Raw genomic sequence first — 17,395 nt, 5'->3', positions numbered from 1 at the left:
CCACGCGTGAACGCAGGTACGCCGTTGACCCTGCCGCCGGAACTGCGTGCGCGCTTGCGCATGTTGCGGCTGCGACCGCGCCTGGCCAGCGGTGCCAGTGGCATCGGCCAGCACGCCAGCCGCAGCCGCGGTGCCGGCCTCGAATTCGCCCAGTACCGTGCCTATGAGCCTGGTGACGAACTCCGCCAGATCGACTGGAAGCTGTATGCACGCTCGGACCGCTTCTTCGTGCGCGAGTCCGAGCGCGAAAGCCCGATCACGGTCTGGCTGCTGCTCGATGCCACCGCCTCGGCCGGCCAAGCTGATCGCGCGGTACCGCAGCGCACGCGCCTGGACCACATGCGTGGCGTGGCCGCGTGCCTGGTTGAACTGGCCCTGCAACAGGGTGATCGCTTCGGCCTGCTGGCGATCAATGGCGCTGGCCTGCAACTGGTGCCTGCGGCGAACGGCGCGCGCCAGCGTGATCGCGTGCATCTGCAACTGCACGCCCTGCAGGCGCGCGGCGCCTGGCCTGCGGCCGATCGCCTGCGCCCGCTGTGGGAGCGCGTGCGCCCGGGCGACCTGCTGCTGGCAATCGGTGATGGCTTCGACGACGCCGGCATCGTGCTGCTGGAACAACTGGCCAGCGCGCGCCGCGAAGTGGCACTGCTGCAGATCCTCACCGCCGACGAGCGCGACTTCCCGTTCGACGCCGGCCACCGCTTCCGCGACCCGGAGACCGGCGAGGAACTGCTGGGCGATGGCGCCGCGATCCGCGCTGACTACCTGCAGCGCTTCGCCGACGCACGCAGCGCATTGCACGCGCGCCTGCAGGCCAACGGGATTGCCAGTGCCACAGGCTGGCTCGACCAGCCGCTGGACCAGGCGCTGCAGGCGTTGTTTGGCCGTGGGGGCGATGCATGACCCTGCTGTTCCCGCTCGGCCTGGCCGCGCTCGCTGCAGGGTTGCTGCCGCTGCTGATCCACCTGGCCCGCCGCCATCCCTACACGCCACTGGATTTCGCCGCGCTGCGCTGGCTGCGCGCGCAGATACGGCCGCGCCAGCGCATCCGCTTCGATGACTGGCCGTTGCTGCTGGTGCGCCTGCTGTTGCTGGCCGCGCTGGCCCTGCTGCTGGCACGACCTGCGTTGACTGGCCCGACGGCGCCTCCCGCTGCATGGACCGTGGTAGCGCCGGGACTGGATGCTACGGCCCTGCGTGGAACGGCCGAGGATGGCAACTGGCACTGGCTGGCACCCGGCTTCCCCGGCATCGATCAGGCGCCATCTGCATCAACCGCCCCCCTGCCCAGCCTGTTGCGCGAACTGGACGCGCAGCTGCCCGTTGGCACCGCATTGACCGTGCACGTGCCCGATCCCCTGCCCAGCCTGGATGGGGCCCGCCTGCAGCTGTCGCGCGACGTGCAATGGCACACGCAGCCGATACCGGTCACTGCGCAACCGAGTGCCGCGACGTCGCCGCGCCTGCGCGTGCACAGCGATGCTTCGGCCACTGCCCAGCGCTGGTTGAACGCACTGCAGCGCGGGTGGGGCGTGCAGGCACCGCTTGCTCCGCTGCCGGCGGATGCCCTGCCGGAGCGCGGCGAGATCGGCGTGTGGAGCCGCAGCGATGCACTGCCGGCGAACTGGCAGGCGTGGCTGCGCGGCGGCGGTCGTGTCATGACTGCCGGCAAGCCTGCTGCCAGCGCGAGCATCCTGCTGCGCGATGCCGAGGGCGCACCGCTGCTGTGGCAGCAACGCATCGGCCACGGCTATCTGCTGGCGCTGCCGGGTGGCTGGAATGCCGCCAGCAACCCTGCGCTGCGCGATCCGCGCCTGCCACGTGCCCTGCTGCTGGCGCTGCAGCCGCCTACGGCCCCGCGCCTGGGCGATGCACGTGACCAGGCACCGCAGCGGGCCGCATTGTCTGCTGCAACACCACCGCTGCGTGAGCCCACGCCTTGGCTGTTGCTGGCCGTCGTGCTGCTGTTCGCGCTGGAACGCTGGATGGCCAGCAGCACCCGGCGCAGGGTGGCCGCATGAACACCCTGCAGCACGCCTGGCAACGCGCACGCCGCCGCCGTGCGCTCATCACCCTGCTGTTGGGCCTGCCATGGGCATTGGCCGCCGCGGTGCTGGCCCTGCGTCTTGCAGGCTTCGATATCGCCTGCGTCGTCGGCACGGTCAGCCTGCTCACCTGCGCGGTCTTCGTCACTGCGCGTGCCCGCCAGCTGGACCGGCAGTGGCTGCAGCGCCAGCTCGATGGCAGCGGTGCCAGCGAGGACAGTGCCGATCTGCTGTTCGCCGATGCCGCCACGCTCAATCCGCTGCAGCAGCGCCAGCGCACGCATGTGCTGGCCATGCTGGAATGCGCGATGCCGGAGCTGCGTCCACGCTGGCCGCGTGGGGCATTGGCGCTGTGCTGGATCGCAGGCCTGGCCATTGTTGTGCTGGCATTCGGCTGGCCACGTTCCAGCCCCGGCTCCGTGCCTGTCCGCACGCCGGCGCCTGGCAGCGCTGCTGCTGCGGGCCCGCTGCGCCTGCAGTCCACCCGCCTGCGCATCGACGCGCCAGCCTATACCGGCCAGGCCACGCTCACCCAGAATGCGCTGGATGCGAAGGTTGCCGCCGACAGCCGGCTGTCCTGGTCCCTGCGCTTCGACCGCGCCCCGGACAGGGCATGGCTGCAGTTCCACGATGGTCGCCGGTTGCCACTGAGCGAGCGCGAAGGACAATGGCAGGCGCAGGATGTGGCGCGTATGCCGCTGCTGTACCGCGTGGTGAGCGAACCGGCACTGGCAGAGACCGGCCTGCATCGGCTGGATGTGGTGGCCGACCGTGCACCCGGCGTGCGCGTACTGGAGCCCACGGCCAGCCTAGTGCTGGGCACGCCGGGGCAACGGCAGTGGGCACTGCGCTTCGAGGCCAGCGACGATTACGGTGTCGCGGCGCAGGCAACGCTGTCGATCACCACTACCCAGGGCAGCGGTGAGAACATCACCTTCGTAAAGCGCAGCGTCACGCTTGCCGGCAGCGGCGAAGCCACCGCGCGGCGTTTCGCCCACACCCTTGATCTGGCTGCGCTGGGCGCGCAGCCTGGCAACGATGTGATCGCCCAGCTGGAGGTACGCGACAATCATGCACCCACGCCGCAGACCGGGCGCAGCAGCAGCGTGATCCTGCGCCTGCCCAGCGCCGAAGTCGCGCTCGGTGCAGAGCTCGAGGGCCGCATCAAGAAGACCCTGCCTGCGTACTTCCGCAGCCAGCGGCAGATCATCATCGACGCCGAAGCGCTGATCCGGCAGCGACGCAGCCTGGCCGCCGAGGACTTCGTGAAGCGCAGCGATGCGATCGGTGTCGACCAGCGCATCCTGCGCCTGCGCTACGGCCAGTTCCTGGGCGAGGAAAGCGAAGGTGCGGCGAAGCCGCCGCCGACCAGCGACCTGCCCACCAGCGATGCGCCGACCGCAGACGGCCACAACGACGATCACGAACACGACCATGGCGCGCAGGCCGGCGCGCAAGACGACCATGGCCACGATCATGGCAGTACAGCCAACGCAGATATCCCGCCGGTGTTCGGCAGCGAGACCGACGTGCTTTCCGAATACGGGCACACCCATGACCACGCCGAGGCGACCACCCTGCTCGATCCGCAGACCCGCGCCACGTTGAAGGCCGCGCTGGACCAGATGTGGTCGGCCGAAGGCGAGCTGCGCCAGGGCCGCCCGGAGCAGGCGCTGCCATTTGCCTACAAGGCGCTGGGCTTCATCAAGCAGGTGCAGCAGGCCGAGCGCATCTACCTGGCCCGGGTCGGGCCGGAGCTGCCACCCATCGATGAAAGCCGCCGGCTGGGCGGTGATCGCGCCGGACTGGCCAGTCGTGAACTGCCGTTGGCCGCGCGAACCCCGCCGGACCCGGCCATCGTTGAAGCCTGGCAACGCCTCGGTGATGACAACGGCGCACCGGATCTCGATGCGCTGGCGGCCTGGCAGCAGCGCAACGCCGCCTACCTGCCCGATGCACTCGATCTGGCTGCGGCCATCGAGCAGCTGCGCATCGAGCCCGACTGCGGCGACTGTCGCCAGCGCCTGCGCGCACAGTTGTGGCGGGCGCTGCAGCGTCCGCTGCCACAGGCGATGCGGCGCAGTGCCGCCGATGTGATGGGCCAGCGCTACCTCGACGCGCTGGAGGCGCAGCCATGAACGCCTCCGCTGTGAACCTGTGGATTGCACCGGTACTCGCTCTGATCGTGGTCATCGCCAGCGTGCGCCAGCTGCGTGCGGACACTGCGCACCCCGGCCGCCGGTGGGTCGTGATCGCACTGCAGATCGTCGTCGCCACGCTGCTGTATTTCTGCCTGGCGCCCCCCACCCGCCAGCAGCCCGCAGGCGGGCTGGTCGTGCTTGGCGTCGATGCGGGCAAGGCCGGCGTACTCCCGGCCAGCGAAGGCCCGCTGTTGCTGTTGCCGGAAGCTGCCGATGTGCCCGGCGCACAGCGCGTACCCGACCTGGCCACCGCGCTGCGCCAGCATCCGGCCGCCACGCTGACGCTGGTCGGTGCGGGCCTGGTCGCACGTGACCGCGACGCGGTGCTGCCGCCGGATGTGCGTTGGCAGGCTGCACCGGAGCCGCGCGGCTGGATCGCGCTGCAGCCGCCGGCCGATGTCGCACCCGGTGCCCGCTTCGACGTGCAGGCACAGGCGCGTGGCGCGGCCAAGGCGAAGGCCGAACTGCTCGACCCGGCCGACAGCGTGGTCGATCGCACGGAGGTTGCCGACGACGGCCGCGTGCAGCTGAGTGGTGTCGCCCGCGCCGAAGGCCGCAGCGTGTTCCAGCTGCGCCTGCTCGATGCCGACGGCCATGTGGTGGACAGCGTACCGGTGCCGCAGCAGACCCTGCCGTCCGCACCGCTGCGCCTGCTGGTGCGCGCCGGCGCGCCAGGTCCAGAGCTGAAGTACCTGCGGCGCTGGGCAGCCGATGCAGGCATCCGTGTGCAGGTGCAGGCGGATACCGGGGCCGGACTCAGCATCGGCGATGGCGCGGTGTCGATCGATGCAGCATCGCTCACGCGCAGCGATCTGTTGCTGCTGGACGAGCGCAGCCTGGCGGCATTGAGTGCGGGCCAGCTGGCCGCCGTGCGCCAGGCGCTGCGCGATGGACTGGGCGTGCTGGTGCGCAGTGCGGGCGCACCTTCGGCCAGCGCGCGGCAACGCCTTCGCGATCTGGGCCTGCCAGTGCAGGGTGATGGCAGCAGCCACCCCCTCGAACTTCCCGGCGATGGCGAAAGCGCGATCCTCGCCGCACGCCGTGGCCCGCTCGCCGCTGGCACATTGCCGACCGGCTACGGCGAAGAGGCCGACCGCAGCTCGCACAGTGCCGCGCTGCCTTCGCTGGAAGCACTGGCGTTGCAGGCGCCGGGCAGCAATGCGCTGCTGCACGATCGGGGCGGCCAGGCCGTCGGCGGCTGGCGCGCGGTCGGCAAGGGCCGCATCGGCCAGCTGCCGCTGACCGACAGCTGGCGCTGGGTGCTGGCAGGCCGCGATGACCGCCACGGCGAACTGTGGAGCGACGTGGTTGCGACGCTGGCACGCGCGCAGGGCAGCGGTGATGCGCTGTGGTCACCACAGCCCATCAGCTGGGCAGGCGAACGGCAGGCGCTGTGCGGCGTGCAGGCGCCGCTGCAGGCCTTCAACCCGCGTGGCGACAGCGTGCCGCTGATCGCCGATGGTGCAACGTCGGCGCTGCGCTGCGCCGGCTGGTGGCCCCGTGAGGCAGGCTGGCAGCGCCTGCAGCATGGCGACGGCGTTGTCTGGCGCTATGTGTTCGACCCGAAGGACGCACCCGCACTGCATCGACAGGCGATGATCGATGCGACCACGCAGGCGTTGGCCTCCAGCACGTCGGCGAACGCGTCGGTGATGCAGCCCGTGCCGGGCTCACGCTGGCCGTGGTGGCTGGCGTTCGTGTTGTGCGCATCGCTGCTGTGGTGGCTGGAACGGCGGCGCTGACCCGGGGTCGGATCCCTTTCGCCCGCGAAAGGGCTCTGACCCCCTCCGTCAGGCGTTCTTCAACGCGAGCCCGCGCGCCGGTACACGCCGTTGAAGCGCACGTTCATGCCACCGCATTCGCTGTTGTCGGCCACGATCAGCACCTCGCCCAGCGAATGCACGCGTACCTTGCAGGTATCCTCGACGAACTCGACGTCGGCACCGCGCGGCGCGGCGCGCGCTTCCACCTGGCCCATGTTCGGTCCGTAGGGACGCTGCTCCGGCGTGGGGTTGGCGGAGGGCCAGTAGGCGTCCCCCTCCACATGCAGTTGCCCACCCTGCACGGTGATGCGCAGGCCGTTGTCGCCGTCCTTCCAGTTACCCGCCCAGTCCTGCAGCGACGGCACGGCCACCGGCAATGGCTGCAGCTTGCTGCGGTCCACCCAGCCGGCACTGCCACCCACCCTGTTCGGGAAGAACGCGCAGCGATAAGCGCCCAGGTCGCGCCCGGTCACCACCGTATCGCCGTTGACCACATAGCTGCGCTGTCGGCAGGCCGGCTCGCCCTTGGCCGGGCAGCCGTCCATGTCGCCAAGCAGGTACAGGCGCGGTGCATCGACCACCCGCGCCAGTGCAAACCGGCTCTGTTCGGACGGGAACGCGCCATTGCGGCAGGCGCCGTCATCGGCGATGCCGGAAGCGAAGGCGGAGGCCGGCAGCAACGCGGCCATCAGGCAGATCGAACGCAGGAACATGGCAGCACTATTGGTGGGGAAGCCGGCAGGATATACCGGCCTACTTCACCGGCGACGCATCACCCGCACCTTGCTCCTGGGAGAACCGCAGCGCACGCTGCTGCTGTTCGGCACTCAGCTCCGGCGGTGGCCGCGCCACCGCGGCCTGGATCTGCGAAGGCCCGCCGGTGAGTTTGTTGATCCCCTTGGCCGCCGCCATCACACCCTTGACCACGCCCATCATGATGTAGCCGCCACCCATGCTCACCTGCTCCGGCGATGGCGGTTCGCTCCAGTCACGGCTGAAGCGGTTGTCGCCGAACTTCACCGGGTTCTTGAAGCGGTAAAGATCCAGCGGCTCCTCTTCCGGCTTGAGCGCACGCACTTCGCCGAGGGTGGTGACGTTGTCCTGCGGCAGAGCGGTGGAGATCGGTGCGGTGGTTGCCGCCGAAGCATCCACCGGGGGAACGGGCGCAGGATCGGGCACCGCCACCGGCGTGGCCTGCTGCGCCTGCGCGATGCCGGCCAGCAGCATGCCGGCCAAGAGGGCTCCCTGCGTTCCACGTCGTGCCACAGCCATCCACCTGTTGGTTGCGTCCAGCGCCCAAGGATACGGATGCCGGCTTCAGATTTCGTTGCTGCACTGGCAGCTGTTCAGCCAGGGGAGATGCGGCGACGCCACGGGACGCGGGCACTGAACGGTTCACGCCCTCCGTGTGCGGTGTCTCACATCCTGAGACGTGAGTGTGGTGCCATGTGACCCCTCGCAATCCGTCCCGGCTCCATCTTCCATGGCCTACGAACTCGCCAAGCGCACCGCCGATGCCGAGCAGAAGCTCGCCACGCGCGACGGCCTGCCCGCCCGCGACGGCGCCCTGCTCAGCGCGCGCCTGCAGCGCCGCTACCAGGACCGCATCACCGGCAGCTTTGCCATTCCCGGCCGCGAAGGCCGCTATGCGCCCATTCCCGATTCAGTTCCGCCTGCCCTGGCCGCCGCCCTGAAGGCGCGTGGCATCGAACAGCTCTACAGCCACCAGGCCGAAGCCTGGGAGGCCAGCCAGCGCGGCGAGCACGTGGCCATCGTCACCCCCACCGCCAGCGGCAAGTCGCTGTGCTACACCCTGCCGGTGGTCAGCGCGGCAATGCAGGACAAGGCCAAGGCGCTGTACCTGTTCCCGACCAAGGCACTGGCCCAGGACCAGGTGGCCGAGCTGCTGGAACTCAACCGCGCCGGCGATCTGGGCGTAAAGGCCTTCACCTTCGATGGCGACACGCCCGGCGATGCACGACAGGCCATCCGCCTGCATGGCGACATCGTGGTGTCCAACCCGGACATGCTGCACCAGGCCATCCTGCCGCATCACACCAAGTGGGCGCAGTTCTTCGAGAACCTGCGCTACATCGTCATCGACGAAGTGCATACCTATCGCGGCGTGTTCGGCAGCCACGTCACCAACGTGCTGCGCCGGCTCAAGCGCATCTGCGCGTTCTACGGCGTGAAACCGCAGTTCATCCTGTGCTCGGCCACCATCGGCAACCCACAGGCGCATGCCGAGGCGCTGATCGAGGCCCCGGTGACTGCCATCACTGAATCCGGTGCGCCCAGCGGGCCGAAACAGGTACTGCTGTGGAACCCGCCGGTGATCAATCCGGACCTGGGCCTGCGCGCCTCGGCGCGCTCACAGAGCAACCGCATCGCGCGCATCGCGATCAAGTCCGGGCTGAAGACCCTGGTGTTCGCGCAGACACGTTTGATGGTGGAAGTGCTGACCAAGTACCTGAAGGACATCTTCGACCACGACCCGCGCAAACCGCCGCGCATCCGCGCCTACCGCGGTGGCTACCTGCCCACCGAGCGGCGCGAGACCGAGCGCGCGATGCGTGCCGGCAACATCGACGGCATCGTCAGCACGTCGGCGCTGGAACTGGGCGTGGATATCGGCAGTCTGGACGTGGTCATCCTCAACGGCTACCCCGGCAGCGTGGCGGCCACCTGGCAGCGCTTCGGCCGCGCCGGCCGCCGCCAGCAACCCGCACTGGGAGTGATGGTGGCCAGCTCGCAGCCGCTGGACCAGTATGTGGTGCGCCACCCGGACTTCTTCGCCGAGGCCTCGCCCGAGCACGCGCGCATCGCGCCGGACCAGCCGCTGATCCTGTTCGACCATATCCGCTGCGCGGCCTTCGAGCTGCCGTTCCGGGTCGGCGATGGCTTCGGCCCGATCGATCCGGAGGTATTCCTGGAAGCGCTGGCAGAGACAGAAGTGATCCACCGCGAAGGCGAGCGCTGGGAATGGATCGCCGACAGCTATCCGGCCAACGCGGTCAGCCTGCGTGCGGTGGCCGACGGCAACTTCGTGGTGGTCGACCGCAGCGATGGCCGCCAGCAGATCATCGCCGAGGTCGATTACTCCGCCGCCGCGCTCACCCTGTACGAGGGCGCCATCCACATGGTGCAGTCCACCCCGTACCAGGTGGAGACGCTGGACTGGGAGGGGCGCAAGGCCTACGTCACCCGCACCCACGTGGACTACTACACCGACAGCATCGACTTCACCAAGCTCAAGGTGCTGGACCGTTTCGATGGCGGCGTGGCCGGCCGGGGCGATTCGCATCATGGCGAAGTGCACGTGGTGCGCCGCGTGGCCGGCTACAAGAAGATCCGCTATTACACCCACGAGAACATCGGCTACGGGCCGGTGAACCTGCCCGACCAGGAACTGCACACCACTGCGGTGTGGTGGCAGCTGCCGCAGGCGCTGCTGCTGCGCGCGTTCGCCAGCAAGCAGGATGCGCTGGATGGCTTTCTCGGCGCCGCGTATGCACTGCACATCGTTGCCACCGTGGCGGTGATGGCCGATGCGCGCGACCTGCAGAAGTCGGTGGGCAACGGCGATGGTTCCTGGTTCGCGATCGCCGACCAGAGCGGCCGCGGCCAGCTGCGCGGCAGCGAGGGCGATCCCGGTGGGGTGGAGCTGCTGCAGGAGTTCGTGCCCACCGTGTACCTGTACGACAACTTCCCCGGCGGCGTCGGCCTCAGCGAACCGCTGTGGCAGCGCCAGGCCGAACTGGTGCAGCGCGCGCGCGAACTGGTGCAGCGCTGCGACTGCAGGGCCGGCTGCCCGGCCTGCGTGGGCCCGGTGCTGGCCGCGCAGGAAGACGATGAGACTTCGCCGCGCGCGCTGGCGCTGCGTGTGCTCGACCTGTTCGATGCCGACGCCTGCCAGCACGTGCCCGACGTGGTGGTGACCACGCGCGACCCGATGGAGCTGCTGGCACCGTGAGCCTGAGCCTGGACAAGCTGCGCCTGCTGCGCCGGCAGGCCGGCGACCCGAAGGCGAGCACACCGGCCGCGCCGGACGTGCCCCCTGCGCCACCGGCACCCGTGGCCGCGAACGATGCGCGGCGAACACCGGCCGAACGTTCGGTGTTCGCCTGGGTCGAACAGGAGATCCGCCACAAGCCGACCGGCGCTGCGGTCTCCACACCGGCACCCGCACCGCTGCGTCGGCCGGAAGTGGGCGGTCTGCATCGCCTGCTCGGCCTGCGTTCGCGCGGTGGAGCCGCGCCGGCGCGCGCCAGTGCACAGGATCGTCAGCTGCCCGGCGAGGAGATCGCGCCGGGCCTGTTCCTGATCGAATCGCTGCAGCCGCAACCAATCCCGACTGCGCCGCTGTCGTTGGCCTTCGCCAAGCGCGAGGACCAGCACGTAGCTGCGCGCGACCTGCTGTTCTTTGATACCGAAACCACCGGCTTGGCCGGTGGCACCGGCACGCGTGCCTTCATGATCGGCGCGGCCGACTGGCACGTGTGCCCGCAGCGTGGCGAAGGCCTGCGCATCCGCCAGCTGCTGATGTCCACCATGGCTGCGGAAGAAGCGATGCTGGCCACCTTCGCCAGTTGGCTGCAGCCCTCCACCGTGTTCTGCAGCTACAACGGCCGCAGCTACGATGCGCCGCTGCTGAAGGCGCGCTACCGGCTGGCGCGCCAACGCGATCCGATCACCGCGCTGGACCATGTGGACCTGCTCTACCCCACCCGTCGCCGCTATCGCGGCACCTGGGAGAACTGCAGGCTGTCCACCATCGAGCGCCAGCTGCTGCGCGTGGTGCGCGAGGACGACCTGCCCGGCTCGGAAGCGCCGGGCGCATGGCTGCGCTTCCTGCGCGGCGGCGACGCGGTGAACCTGCGCCGGGTGGCCGACCACAACCACCAGGACGTGGTGACCCTGGCCCTGCTGCTGCAACGGCTGGTGCACGAGGAGCAGCGCGAGCGCGAGACGCTGGCGCTGGTCGGGCAATAGGCCTTGACGCGGCCTGACGGTGGCAGCGGCGACACTGCCGCCACCATCCACGCCTGGAGCCCAACGATGCGCCTCAATCCCCTGGTCCTGCTCGCCATCCTGCCCTTGGCCGCCTGCAGTCATGCCGGCAGCAGCACCTCCCGTGATCCCGCGCCAGCGCCCGTGGCCGATGCCGCGCACGAATGCAAACCGGAGGCGCTGGACGCCTTCACCGGCAGGACCGCCGACGAAGCCACGATCAAGAAACTGGTGGCTGACAGCGGTGCGCGCAATGCACGGGTGGTCAAGCCGGGCATGGCGGTGACCATGGACTTCCGCCAGGACCGCGTGACCGTGCAGGTGGATGCGCAGAACCGCATCGAGCGCGCCAGCTGCGGTTGATGTTCCCAGGGTAGTGCCGGCCGCTTGCCGGCACCCCCCATTGCCGGCCAGCGGCCGGCACTACCGATCAGAGTCGCTCGGCCTTGCCACTGGCCAGTGCGCGCGCGATCACCTGCTGCGCCTGCTGCGATGCCTGCGCATGCACGCGTGCCTGGCGCTCGCCCAACGCGGCCTGTTGGCTGCCCAGCGCCGCCTGGCGGCTGGCCAGTTCAGACTGCTGGCTGGCCAGGCGCTGCATGGCGCGGGTGCGGCTGGCACGCGCGGTTTCGTTGTCCACTTCCTGCATCGCACGACGCGCCTCGGCGGCAGCCTCACGTGCGGCCTCACGTGCAACCGCCGCGTCGTTGGTCGCGCCCCGCGCCGCCTTCGCCGCTTCGGCCGCCGCTTCGCGGTTGATGTCATGCGCGGCCATCGCACTGCGCGCGGCCTCCGCTGCGGCCAGTGCCAGGCGGCGCGCCTCTTCACCCTGCAGACGCCCCATCTCACCCATCTGCTTGCCCAGGTCGCCCTGCTGGCGGCCCAGCGCACTCTGCTGGCGGCCCAGTTCGCTCTGCTGGCGACCAAGGTCCGCCGCACCGGCATAGGCGCGCTGCAGCGACTGGATCAACATCGGGTCGCGCACCACATAGCGCTTGTCGCCCTGGCGGAACCACAGCGCCGGGCCCTTGCCGAGCTGCCGGCGGGCCACCATCACGTCGTCCATGCCGCCGTTGGCGAAGGTCGAATCACCATCGACCAGCACGAAGGCCTCCCGGGGCGACTTGCCCAGATCGAGGCGACCGTAGGTCGTGATGGAGGAGGTGGTGGTCGTGCCGTCATGGTCCTCATCCATGCCAGCGGCATCGTCGACATCGGCCACATCGGCATCGTCAGGACCGGAGGGTTCTTCCATATCGGCCGGTTCTGCGGGCGGTGCGGGAGCCACCGGCTCGGCCGGAACGCGCGCGGCCGAGGCTGATGCGGGCGGCGCTTCCGGGGCCTTCGGCGGCCGCGGCACAGCAACCTTCGGTGCGGCCGGAGGCGCAGGCGGTGCCGGCGGCACCGGCGCTGCGACCAGCCGCATCGGCGCCACGCCCACCACCACCACGACGGCGGTCAACGCCACCGCCAGCAGACGCGGGCAGGACCGGTGCGACTGCAGCGAAAGCAGGCGACGCTTGAGGCTGGTGGTGCTCGGTGCGGCGCTGGCCACGCCCAGATGCGGCTGCGGGGCCACGCCCAGCTGCAGCAACAGGCGGCCATAGGCCTGGCGGCTGGCGCCATGCTGGCCGACCACCGCCGCATCCACGGCTTCCTCGCGGGCCTGCGCGTATTCGCGCACCGACAGGCGCAGCAGCGGGTGGAAGAAGAACAGGTGCTGGGCCAGCGCGGGCAGCAGGCCCCATTGCAGGTCACGGCGCTGCAGGTGCTGCAGTTCGTGGGTCAGTGCCAGGTCCAGCGCGTCACCCTGCAGGGCGTTGTCGCCGGCCGGCAGCAGCAGCACCGGGCGGAACGGCCCGACCAGCTGCGGCGAGTCCACCTGCGCGCTCATCCACAGCCGCGGCGCAGGGCGCACGCCGTGCGCGTCGGAGGCCAGCTGCAGGGCCTGCACCAGCGCCTCGTCCTCGCAGGGATACGCCGCAGCCAGCAGTGCGCGGCAGCGGCGCCACTCACCGAAGGTGCGCAGCCCCATCATCAGCACGCCGGACAGCCACAGCGCGGCCAGTGCGACCGCCCACCATGCAACTGCCGGTACATCGGCCGTGGGCAGCGGCATCGCGGCCAGCAACTGCGCAGAGGCCTCCGGGGCCAGCGGGTAGACGATGTCAGCGGCCACGTCGGTCGCGGTCATCGCCACCGCCTGCGGCGCCGGCAGCCAGGCCAACTGCAACGGCTGGCTCCAGAACAGGCCGAGCACGGCCTGCAGCGAGACCAGCCACCACAGGCGGCAGCGGGTCGCCGCCGACAGCGACGGCAGCGCGCGGCACAGGCCGTACACCAGCGCCACCAGCAGCACGGTCTGCAGGCTGGTCCAGCCCAACCGTTCCAGCATCGGAATCAGCATCGTGGTGTCCATGGCTCAGCCCTCGTGGCGACGCGATTGGAGTTGGGCGACCAGCGCTTCCAGCTCGGCCAGCTCGTTGTCGCTGACCTGCTGGCGCTGCGACAGGTAGGCCACGAACGGCGACACCGAGCCCTGCAGGGTGTTGTCGACGAACTGGGCCACGGCACCCTGCAGCACGCTCTGCGGGCCACGGGTGGCCTGGTAGCGGTAGACGCCGTCCTGCTGCCGGCGCTGAAGATACCCCTTCGCCCGCAGCCGCTCCATCATCGTCAGCACGGTGGAACGGGCCAGGCCGCGGGCCTCGCCGTAGCCACTGGCGACCTCGCCGACGCTGGCCGGCGCATGTTCATCGATGTACTGCAGCAGGGCCAGTTCCTGGTCCCCGATGGTCTTGCCACGCATGACACCACTCCCTTGACTACACGTGTCGTCACTGTCAGCTTGACGACAGCTGTAGTCAACCCCCCCGGAAGTCATGGGCCGACGAACGGTAGGCACCACCGAGTGCTTAAACCTTTGACCCGCCCGCTGCATCCGATCCGCAACGCCCCGCTGGAATTCCGCATGTCCCGCCCAATGCTCCGAGTCCTGCTCATGCTCATCAGTGCACTGCCCTTCGCCGCCGTCTCTGCCAGCCAGGACCAGGCCAACGACCAGACCCGCCGCCTGATCCGCCAGATCATGCTGGAGCAGCGCATCCCGGGATTGCAGATCGCGGTGGTCAAGGACGGGCAGACCGTGTTGTCCGAGGCCTACGGGCTGGCCAACGTGGAGAACGGTGTGCTTGCCTCGCGCGACACCCGCTTCCCGCTCAATTCGGCCACCAAGGCGTTCACCGGCGTGGCCGCCGCGCAGCTGGCCCAGCAGGGGCAGCTGGATCTGGACGCGCCGGCCTCGCGCTACCTGGATGACCTTCCGCCAGCGTGGAGCGACGTACGCGTACACCAGCTGCTGGCGCATACCTCCGGCCTTCCGGACATCCTTGATGCGAACGGACTGCTGGGCGGTGGCTCAGAAGCGCAGGCGTGGGCGGCCGTCACTGCGCAGCCGCTCGAAGCCGAACCCGGGCAGCGCTTCGCCTACAACCAGACCAACTACGTACTGCTGGCACGAATCATCGCAAAGCAATCCGGCATGCCCTACGAACGTTTCCTCGCCACCGGCCAGTTCAGCAGCGCGCGCATGGCCCGCACCACCTTCGGCGACAGCTACGACCTGATTCCCGATGCGGCGACGATGTACAGCCTGGCCCCGCGTGCCACCGACGCTGCGGATGCACCGTCCCGCCTGTCGCACTGGTTCTACGACATACCGCCTTCGCTGTGGGCCGGTGGCGGCATCCTCACCACCGCCGACGACACCGCGCGCTGGCTGGTCGCGCTGATCGAAGGCCGCCTGCTGCCGGAGACGGCCCTGCGGCGGATGTGGAGCGCAGAGCGCCTGGCGGATGGCCGTGCCGGCCCGTGGGCGGGGGGCTGGCCGGTACTGCGCGCATCGCCCGACCTTCAGGTGGCCGGTATCGGCGGTGCGCGCTCGGCGTTCGTGGTCTATCCCGAGCGCGGCGTGGCGGTGGTGGTGCTGACCAATCTTGTCGGTGCCAATCCGCAGCAGTTCATTCCACGCATTGCCGATTTCTATGCGCGCGATGCCTCAACGCCCAGTCACGAACGGGTCGCCCCTGCACGGCAATAACGGGCTGTCATCGCAGGGCCATAGCCCGGCCGGCACGGTCCTGGCCACTTCGAAGTGATCCTGGTTCCAGCGCAGGAAACCGCCGTGGATGGCATTGCCATGGTCGAAGCTGCGCGCATCGTCGGCTAATGGCTGCTCAGGGTCGGCTTCGGCCACCCAGCGCACCACCGGTACCTTGTCCAGCTGCGCGATGAAGGCGAACAGATCGCCCGCGCCCCTGTCCTGGTAAGCCGTCATCGTCGCCGCATCAGGCAGCTCGGCCTGCGCCAGCAACGACGCGGTGACATCCTGCAGCGGTGCGGCTCCCTGTGCGATGTAGGCGCGCATGCCCGTGGTGGTTGCTGGGCAGTCCTGCAGCTGCACGAGATACCCGGTGGTACCGCCACTGCTGGAGAACGAGCGCATCCAGTAGCGGAAACGCGGACCGCTGCGATCGGTGACCATGAAATCCTGCTGGCCACCCTGCGCGGGAATGGAAAGCACCTGCGCATTGCCGGCACTCTCCACGTTGCACTTCAACTGCGCCAGCACCCGCCTGGCCGGTTCGGGCAGCACAGCGTAGCGGCCGCCGGGATGGGCGCTGCCGGAAGCTTCCGGCAATGCAGGCAATCCGCGTTCAGTGGGTCGTGCCTGCGCAGGCAAGGTCTCCGGTTTCGCCTCAGGCTTCGCTGCGCGTGCGACCGGCACGGTGTGCTCCCCGGCGGGTGCACATGCGCTGCACGCCAGCAGCAACACCCACGGCAAACCGGACATCAAGGGTAGACGGACCATCCTTCAACGTACTCCCATCGCGGGTGTTTCGTGCTGCTGTGCCGGCGCGGGCACGGGTGCACCCTGTTCGCGCGCTTGCTGCTGCAGCTGGCGCAGGCTGGTTTCCACCGCAGTCTCGCGCACCTCGGCTGCGTTGACGCCTGCGCGCACGGCCGCCGGGTCGCCCGGAGTGCCCTGCACCAGGAACAGTGTCTCACCCGCAGCGCGGCCGCCACTGGGATTGCTGGCCACGATCTGGTCGACCCGGGTGATGCCTGCGGCCTTCGCTTCGCGCAGCATCACCAGGCTGTAGTCATCGGCGTGCTCGGCGTAGCGCCCGCCCAAGGCCTGCAGGTGCGTGCTGATCTGCTGCTGCAGGGCGTGGTCGCGATGCTGCGGCTGCCGGGGATCGTCATTGGCCGCGAGCGGTGTGTCCTGTCCCAGCCCGCGCGCCTGGCCCGGCGCAACCGAGGTCAGCACATACTGCCAACGGTTCTGCCCGGGGGTGCCGCGTACCGTCGCCACGAAGTCGTCGTACTCACCGCCGCCGATGGTCTGGCAGCCCGCCGAATCGGTATTGGACCGGCTGCCACGATGGATCTTGAAGGTGTCGTTGAGGTCCTGCACGCCCTGGGTATCGCGCGCATCGAACCAGCCATCACCATTGCTGTCGCGCTCCACCCGTCCAGCGCCGGCGGTGATGGCCGCCTGCGAAGGGCGCAACGCGAACTCATCGGGATGGCCGTTGCGCGGATGCGTGGTCGCGCGCATCTCGGTGGTGCCTTCGCCCAACCGTCCAAGATCCTTGACCCGGTCGCCGTTGACGTCCTCGCCCTCGGTCTTGGTACGCGGCGCCACGTTGCCGAAGCCAGGGCTGCGTGGCGTGGTCTTGGCGTGTCCGTCGTACTGGGCGGTCGGTTCTGTCGTGGCCTGGTTGAACTCGCGCACATGGCCGTGGCCCTGCGCATCCTTCCACAGCACCACGATGCGGTCGTCGTAGACACCACGTCCTCGCGCCTCGGTGGTGCGGTTCTCGTCGCGCAGCCCCAGCACCACGCGATCCTGCGTGGCCATCGCATCGTTCGCGGCGGCGTTGCCGCGCTGGGCCACGATGCTGCCATACACGTCGTACTGCTGGGCCTGGCTCAGGCCCGCAGTCTCCGCGGCGTCGGGCATGCGCGGTGGGCGCGTCGCGTCGCTCAGGCGATCCAGCATCGGGTTGACCGTGGCCGCGTCGGTGGCGGATACGCCACCGCTCTGTCGCAGCGCCTCAAGCTCGGTGGCGCCCCGCGCCGCGATGTAGCGATCCAGCGATTCCTGCACCACCGCACGCTGGCCGTTGTGCAGGGCCTCCAGGCGGGCGGCCGCGCCACGGGCATCGTTCTGCCGCAACAGGGCGACGACTTCATCGGCCGCTGCGTTGATATCCATCTCCGGCATGATCTTTCCCTGAACGTGATCGGTATGGGAGTCCAGCCTACCCCACCGCACCGGCGCAGCCGTTGACACACGCCACACGCCTGCGCG

At 69.7% G+C, this 17,395-nt stretch carries 14 protein-coding genes; 8 read left to right on the top strand and 6 right to left on the bottom strand.

All coding sequences use genetic code 11. The features are described from left to right. The first annotated feature begins 6 nt into the window (after window positions 1-6). Genes H4O10_RS14390 through H4O10_RS14375 form a run of 4 tightly spaced genes read left to right on the top strand, consistent with a single transcriptional unit; the run spans window position 7 to window position 5,988 of the window. Window positions 7-903 (top strand): DUF58 domain-containing protein, encoded by an 897-nt coding sequence (locus H4O10_RS14390; RefSeq protein WP_033834594.1) that lies wholly within the window; start codon window positions 7-9, stop codon window positions 901-903. Beyond that, on the top strand, window positions 900-2,021 hold the full coding sequence (locus H4O10_RS14385) for a BatA domain-containing protein (RefSeq protein ID WP_049455022.1): 1,122 nt from the start codon (window positions 900-902) through the stop codon (window positions 2,019-2,021). Before H4O10_RS14390 ends, H4O10_RS14385 begins: the two co-directional genes overlap by 4 nt. Next, window positions 2,018-4,183 (top strand): membrane protein, encoded by a 2,166-nt coding sequence (locus H4O10_RS14380; RefSeq protein WP_049455024.1) that lies wholly within the window; start codon window positions 2,018-2,020, stop codon window positions 4,181-4,183. Before H4O10_RS14385 ends, H4O10_RS14380 begins: the two co-directional genes overlap by 4 nt. Further along, window positions 4,180-5,988 (top strand): hypothetical protein, encoded by a 1,809-nt coding sequence (locus H4O10_RS14375; protein ID WP_049455026.1) that lies wholly within the window; start codon window positions 4,180-4,182, stop codon window positions 5,986-5,988. Before H4O10_RS14380 ends, H4O10_RS14375 begins: the two co-directional genes overlap by 4 nt. 59 nt (window positions 5,989-6,047) lie before the next feature. Here H4O10_RS14375 and H4O10_RS14370 read toward each other — a convergent pair whose 3' ends face one another. Both H4O10_RS14370 and H4O10_RS14365 read right to left on the bottom strand, forming a co-directional pair. Next, window positions 6,048-6,722: a hypothetical protein gene (locus H4O10_RS14370; protein WP_033834590.1), complete on the bottom strand. Its 675-nt coding sequence runs from the start codon at window positions 6,720-6,722 to the stop codon at window positions 6,048-6,050. Window positions 6,723-6,762: 40 nt separating this feature from the next. Further along, complete coding sequence (locus tag H4O10_RS14365) at window positions 6,763-7,281, bottom strand: hypothetical protein (RefSeq protein ID WP_049402868.1); 519 nt, start codon at window positions 7,279-7,281, stop codon at window positions 6,763-6,765. 211 nt (window positions 7,282-7,492) lie between these two features. Between H4O10_RS14365 and H4O10_RS14360 the strand changes: the two genes are divergently transcribed. The 3 genes from H4O10_RS14360 to H4O10_RS14350 all read left to right on the top strand — a co-directional run bounded on the left by H4O10_RS14360 (window position 7,493) and on the right by H4O10_RS14350 (window position 11,382). Continuing rightward, window positions 7,493-9,982, top strand: coding sequence for a DEAD/DEAH box helicase (locus H4O10_RS14360; RefSeq protein WP_049402869.1), 2,490 nt, complete (start codon window positions 7,493-7,495; stop codon window positions 9,980-9,982). Then, window positions 9,979-11,001 carry a ribonuclease H-like domain-containing protein gene (locus tag H4O10_RS14355; RefSeq protein ID WP_049455028.1) on the top strand — a complete coding sequence of 341 codons (1,023 nt, stop codon included), beginning with the start codon at window positions 9,979-9,981 and terminating at the stop codon, window positions 10,999-11,001. Before H4O10_RS14360 ends, H4O10_RS14355 begins: the two co-directional genes overlap by 4 nt. A gap of 66 nt (window positions 11,002-11,067) precedes the next feature. Beyond that, window positions 11,068-11,382, top strand: coding sequence for an I78 family peptidase inhibitor (locus H4O10_RS14350; RefSeq protein ID WP_005407518.1), 315 nt, complete (start codon window positions 11,068-11,070; stop codon window positions 11,380-11,382). Window positions 11,383-11,449: 67 nt separating this feature from the next. On the opposite strand, the gene H4O10_RS14345 is transcribed toward H4O10_RS14350, so the two are convergent. Beyond that, complete coding sequence (locus H4O10_RS14345; RefSeq protein ID WP_049455030.1) at window positions 11,450-13,438, bottom strand: M56 family metallopeptidase; 1,989 nt, start codon at window positions 13,436-13,438, stop codon at window positions 11,450-11,452. A 3-nt stretch (window positions 13,439-13,441) separates the two neighbouring features. Beyond that, window positions 13,442-13,828 carry a BlaI/MecI/CopY family transcriptional regulator gene (locus tag H4O10_RS14340; protein WP_019661969.1) on the bottom strand — a complete coding sequence of 129 codons (387 nt, stop codon included), beginning with the start codon at window positions 13,826-13,828 and terminating at the stop codon, window positions 13,442-13,444. 192 nt (window positions 13,829-14,020) lie between these two features. Between H4O10_RS14340 and H4O10_RS14335 the strand changes: the two genes are divergently transcribed. After that, window positions 14,021-15,118 (top strand): serine hydrolase domain-containing protein, encoded by a 1,098-nt coding sequence (locus H4O10_RS14335; protein ID WP_049455037.1) that lies wholly within the window; start codon window positions 14,021-14,023, stop codon window positions 15,116-15,118. On the opposite strand, the gene H4O10_RS14330 is transcribed toward H4O10_RS14335, so the two are convergent. After that, the gene (locus H4O10_RS14330; RefSeq protein WP_229295605.1) at window positions 15,077-15,718 is read right to left on the bottom strand and encodes a hypothetical protein; all 642 of its coding nucleotides are present in this window, start codon (window positions 15,716-15,718) and stop codon (window positions 15,077-15,079) included. The two genes, H4O10_RS14335 and H4O10_RS14330, sit on opposite strands and share 42 nt — an antisense overlap. Window positions 15,719-15,892: 174 nt before the next feature. Next, window positions 15,893-17,308 carry an XVIPCD domain-containing protein gene (locus H4O10_RS14325; RefSeq protein ID WP_033834583.1) on the bottom strand — a complete coding sequence of 472 codons (1,416 nt, stop codon included), beginning with the start codon at window positions 17,306-17,308 and terminating at the stop codon, window positions 15,893-15,895. Window positions 17,309-17,395: the final 87 nt, after the last annotated feature.

The organism is Stenotrophomonas sp. I18B00994, from assembly GCF_014145825.1.
In the GTDB taxonomy this organism is placed as follows: domain Bacteria; phylum Pseudomonadota; class Gammaproteobacteria; order Xanthomonadales; family Xanthomonadaceae; genus Stenotrophomonas; species Stenotrophomonas maltophilia.
Note: the sequence above shows the minus strand (reverse complement) of the source record. Positions and strands in the feature narration are given on the sequence as shown.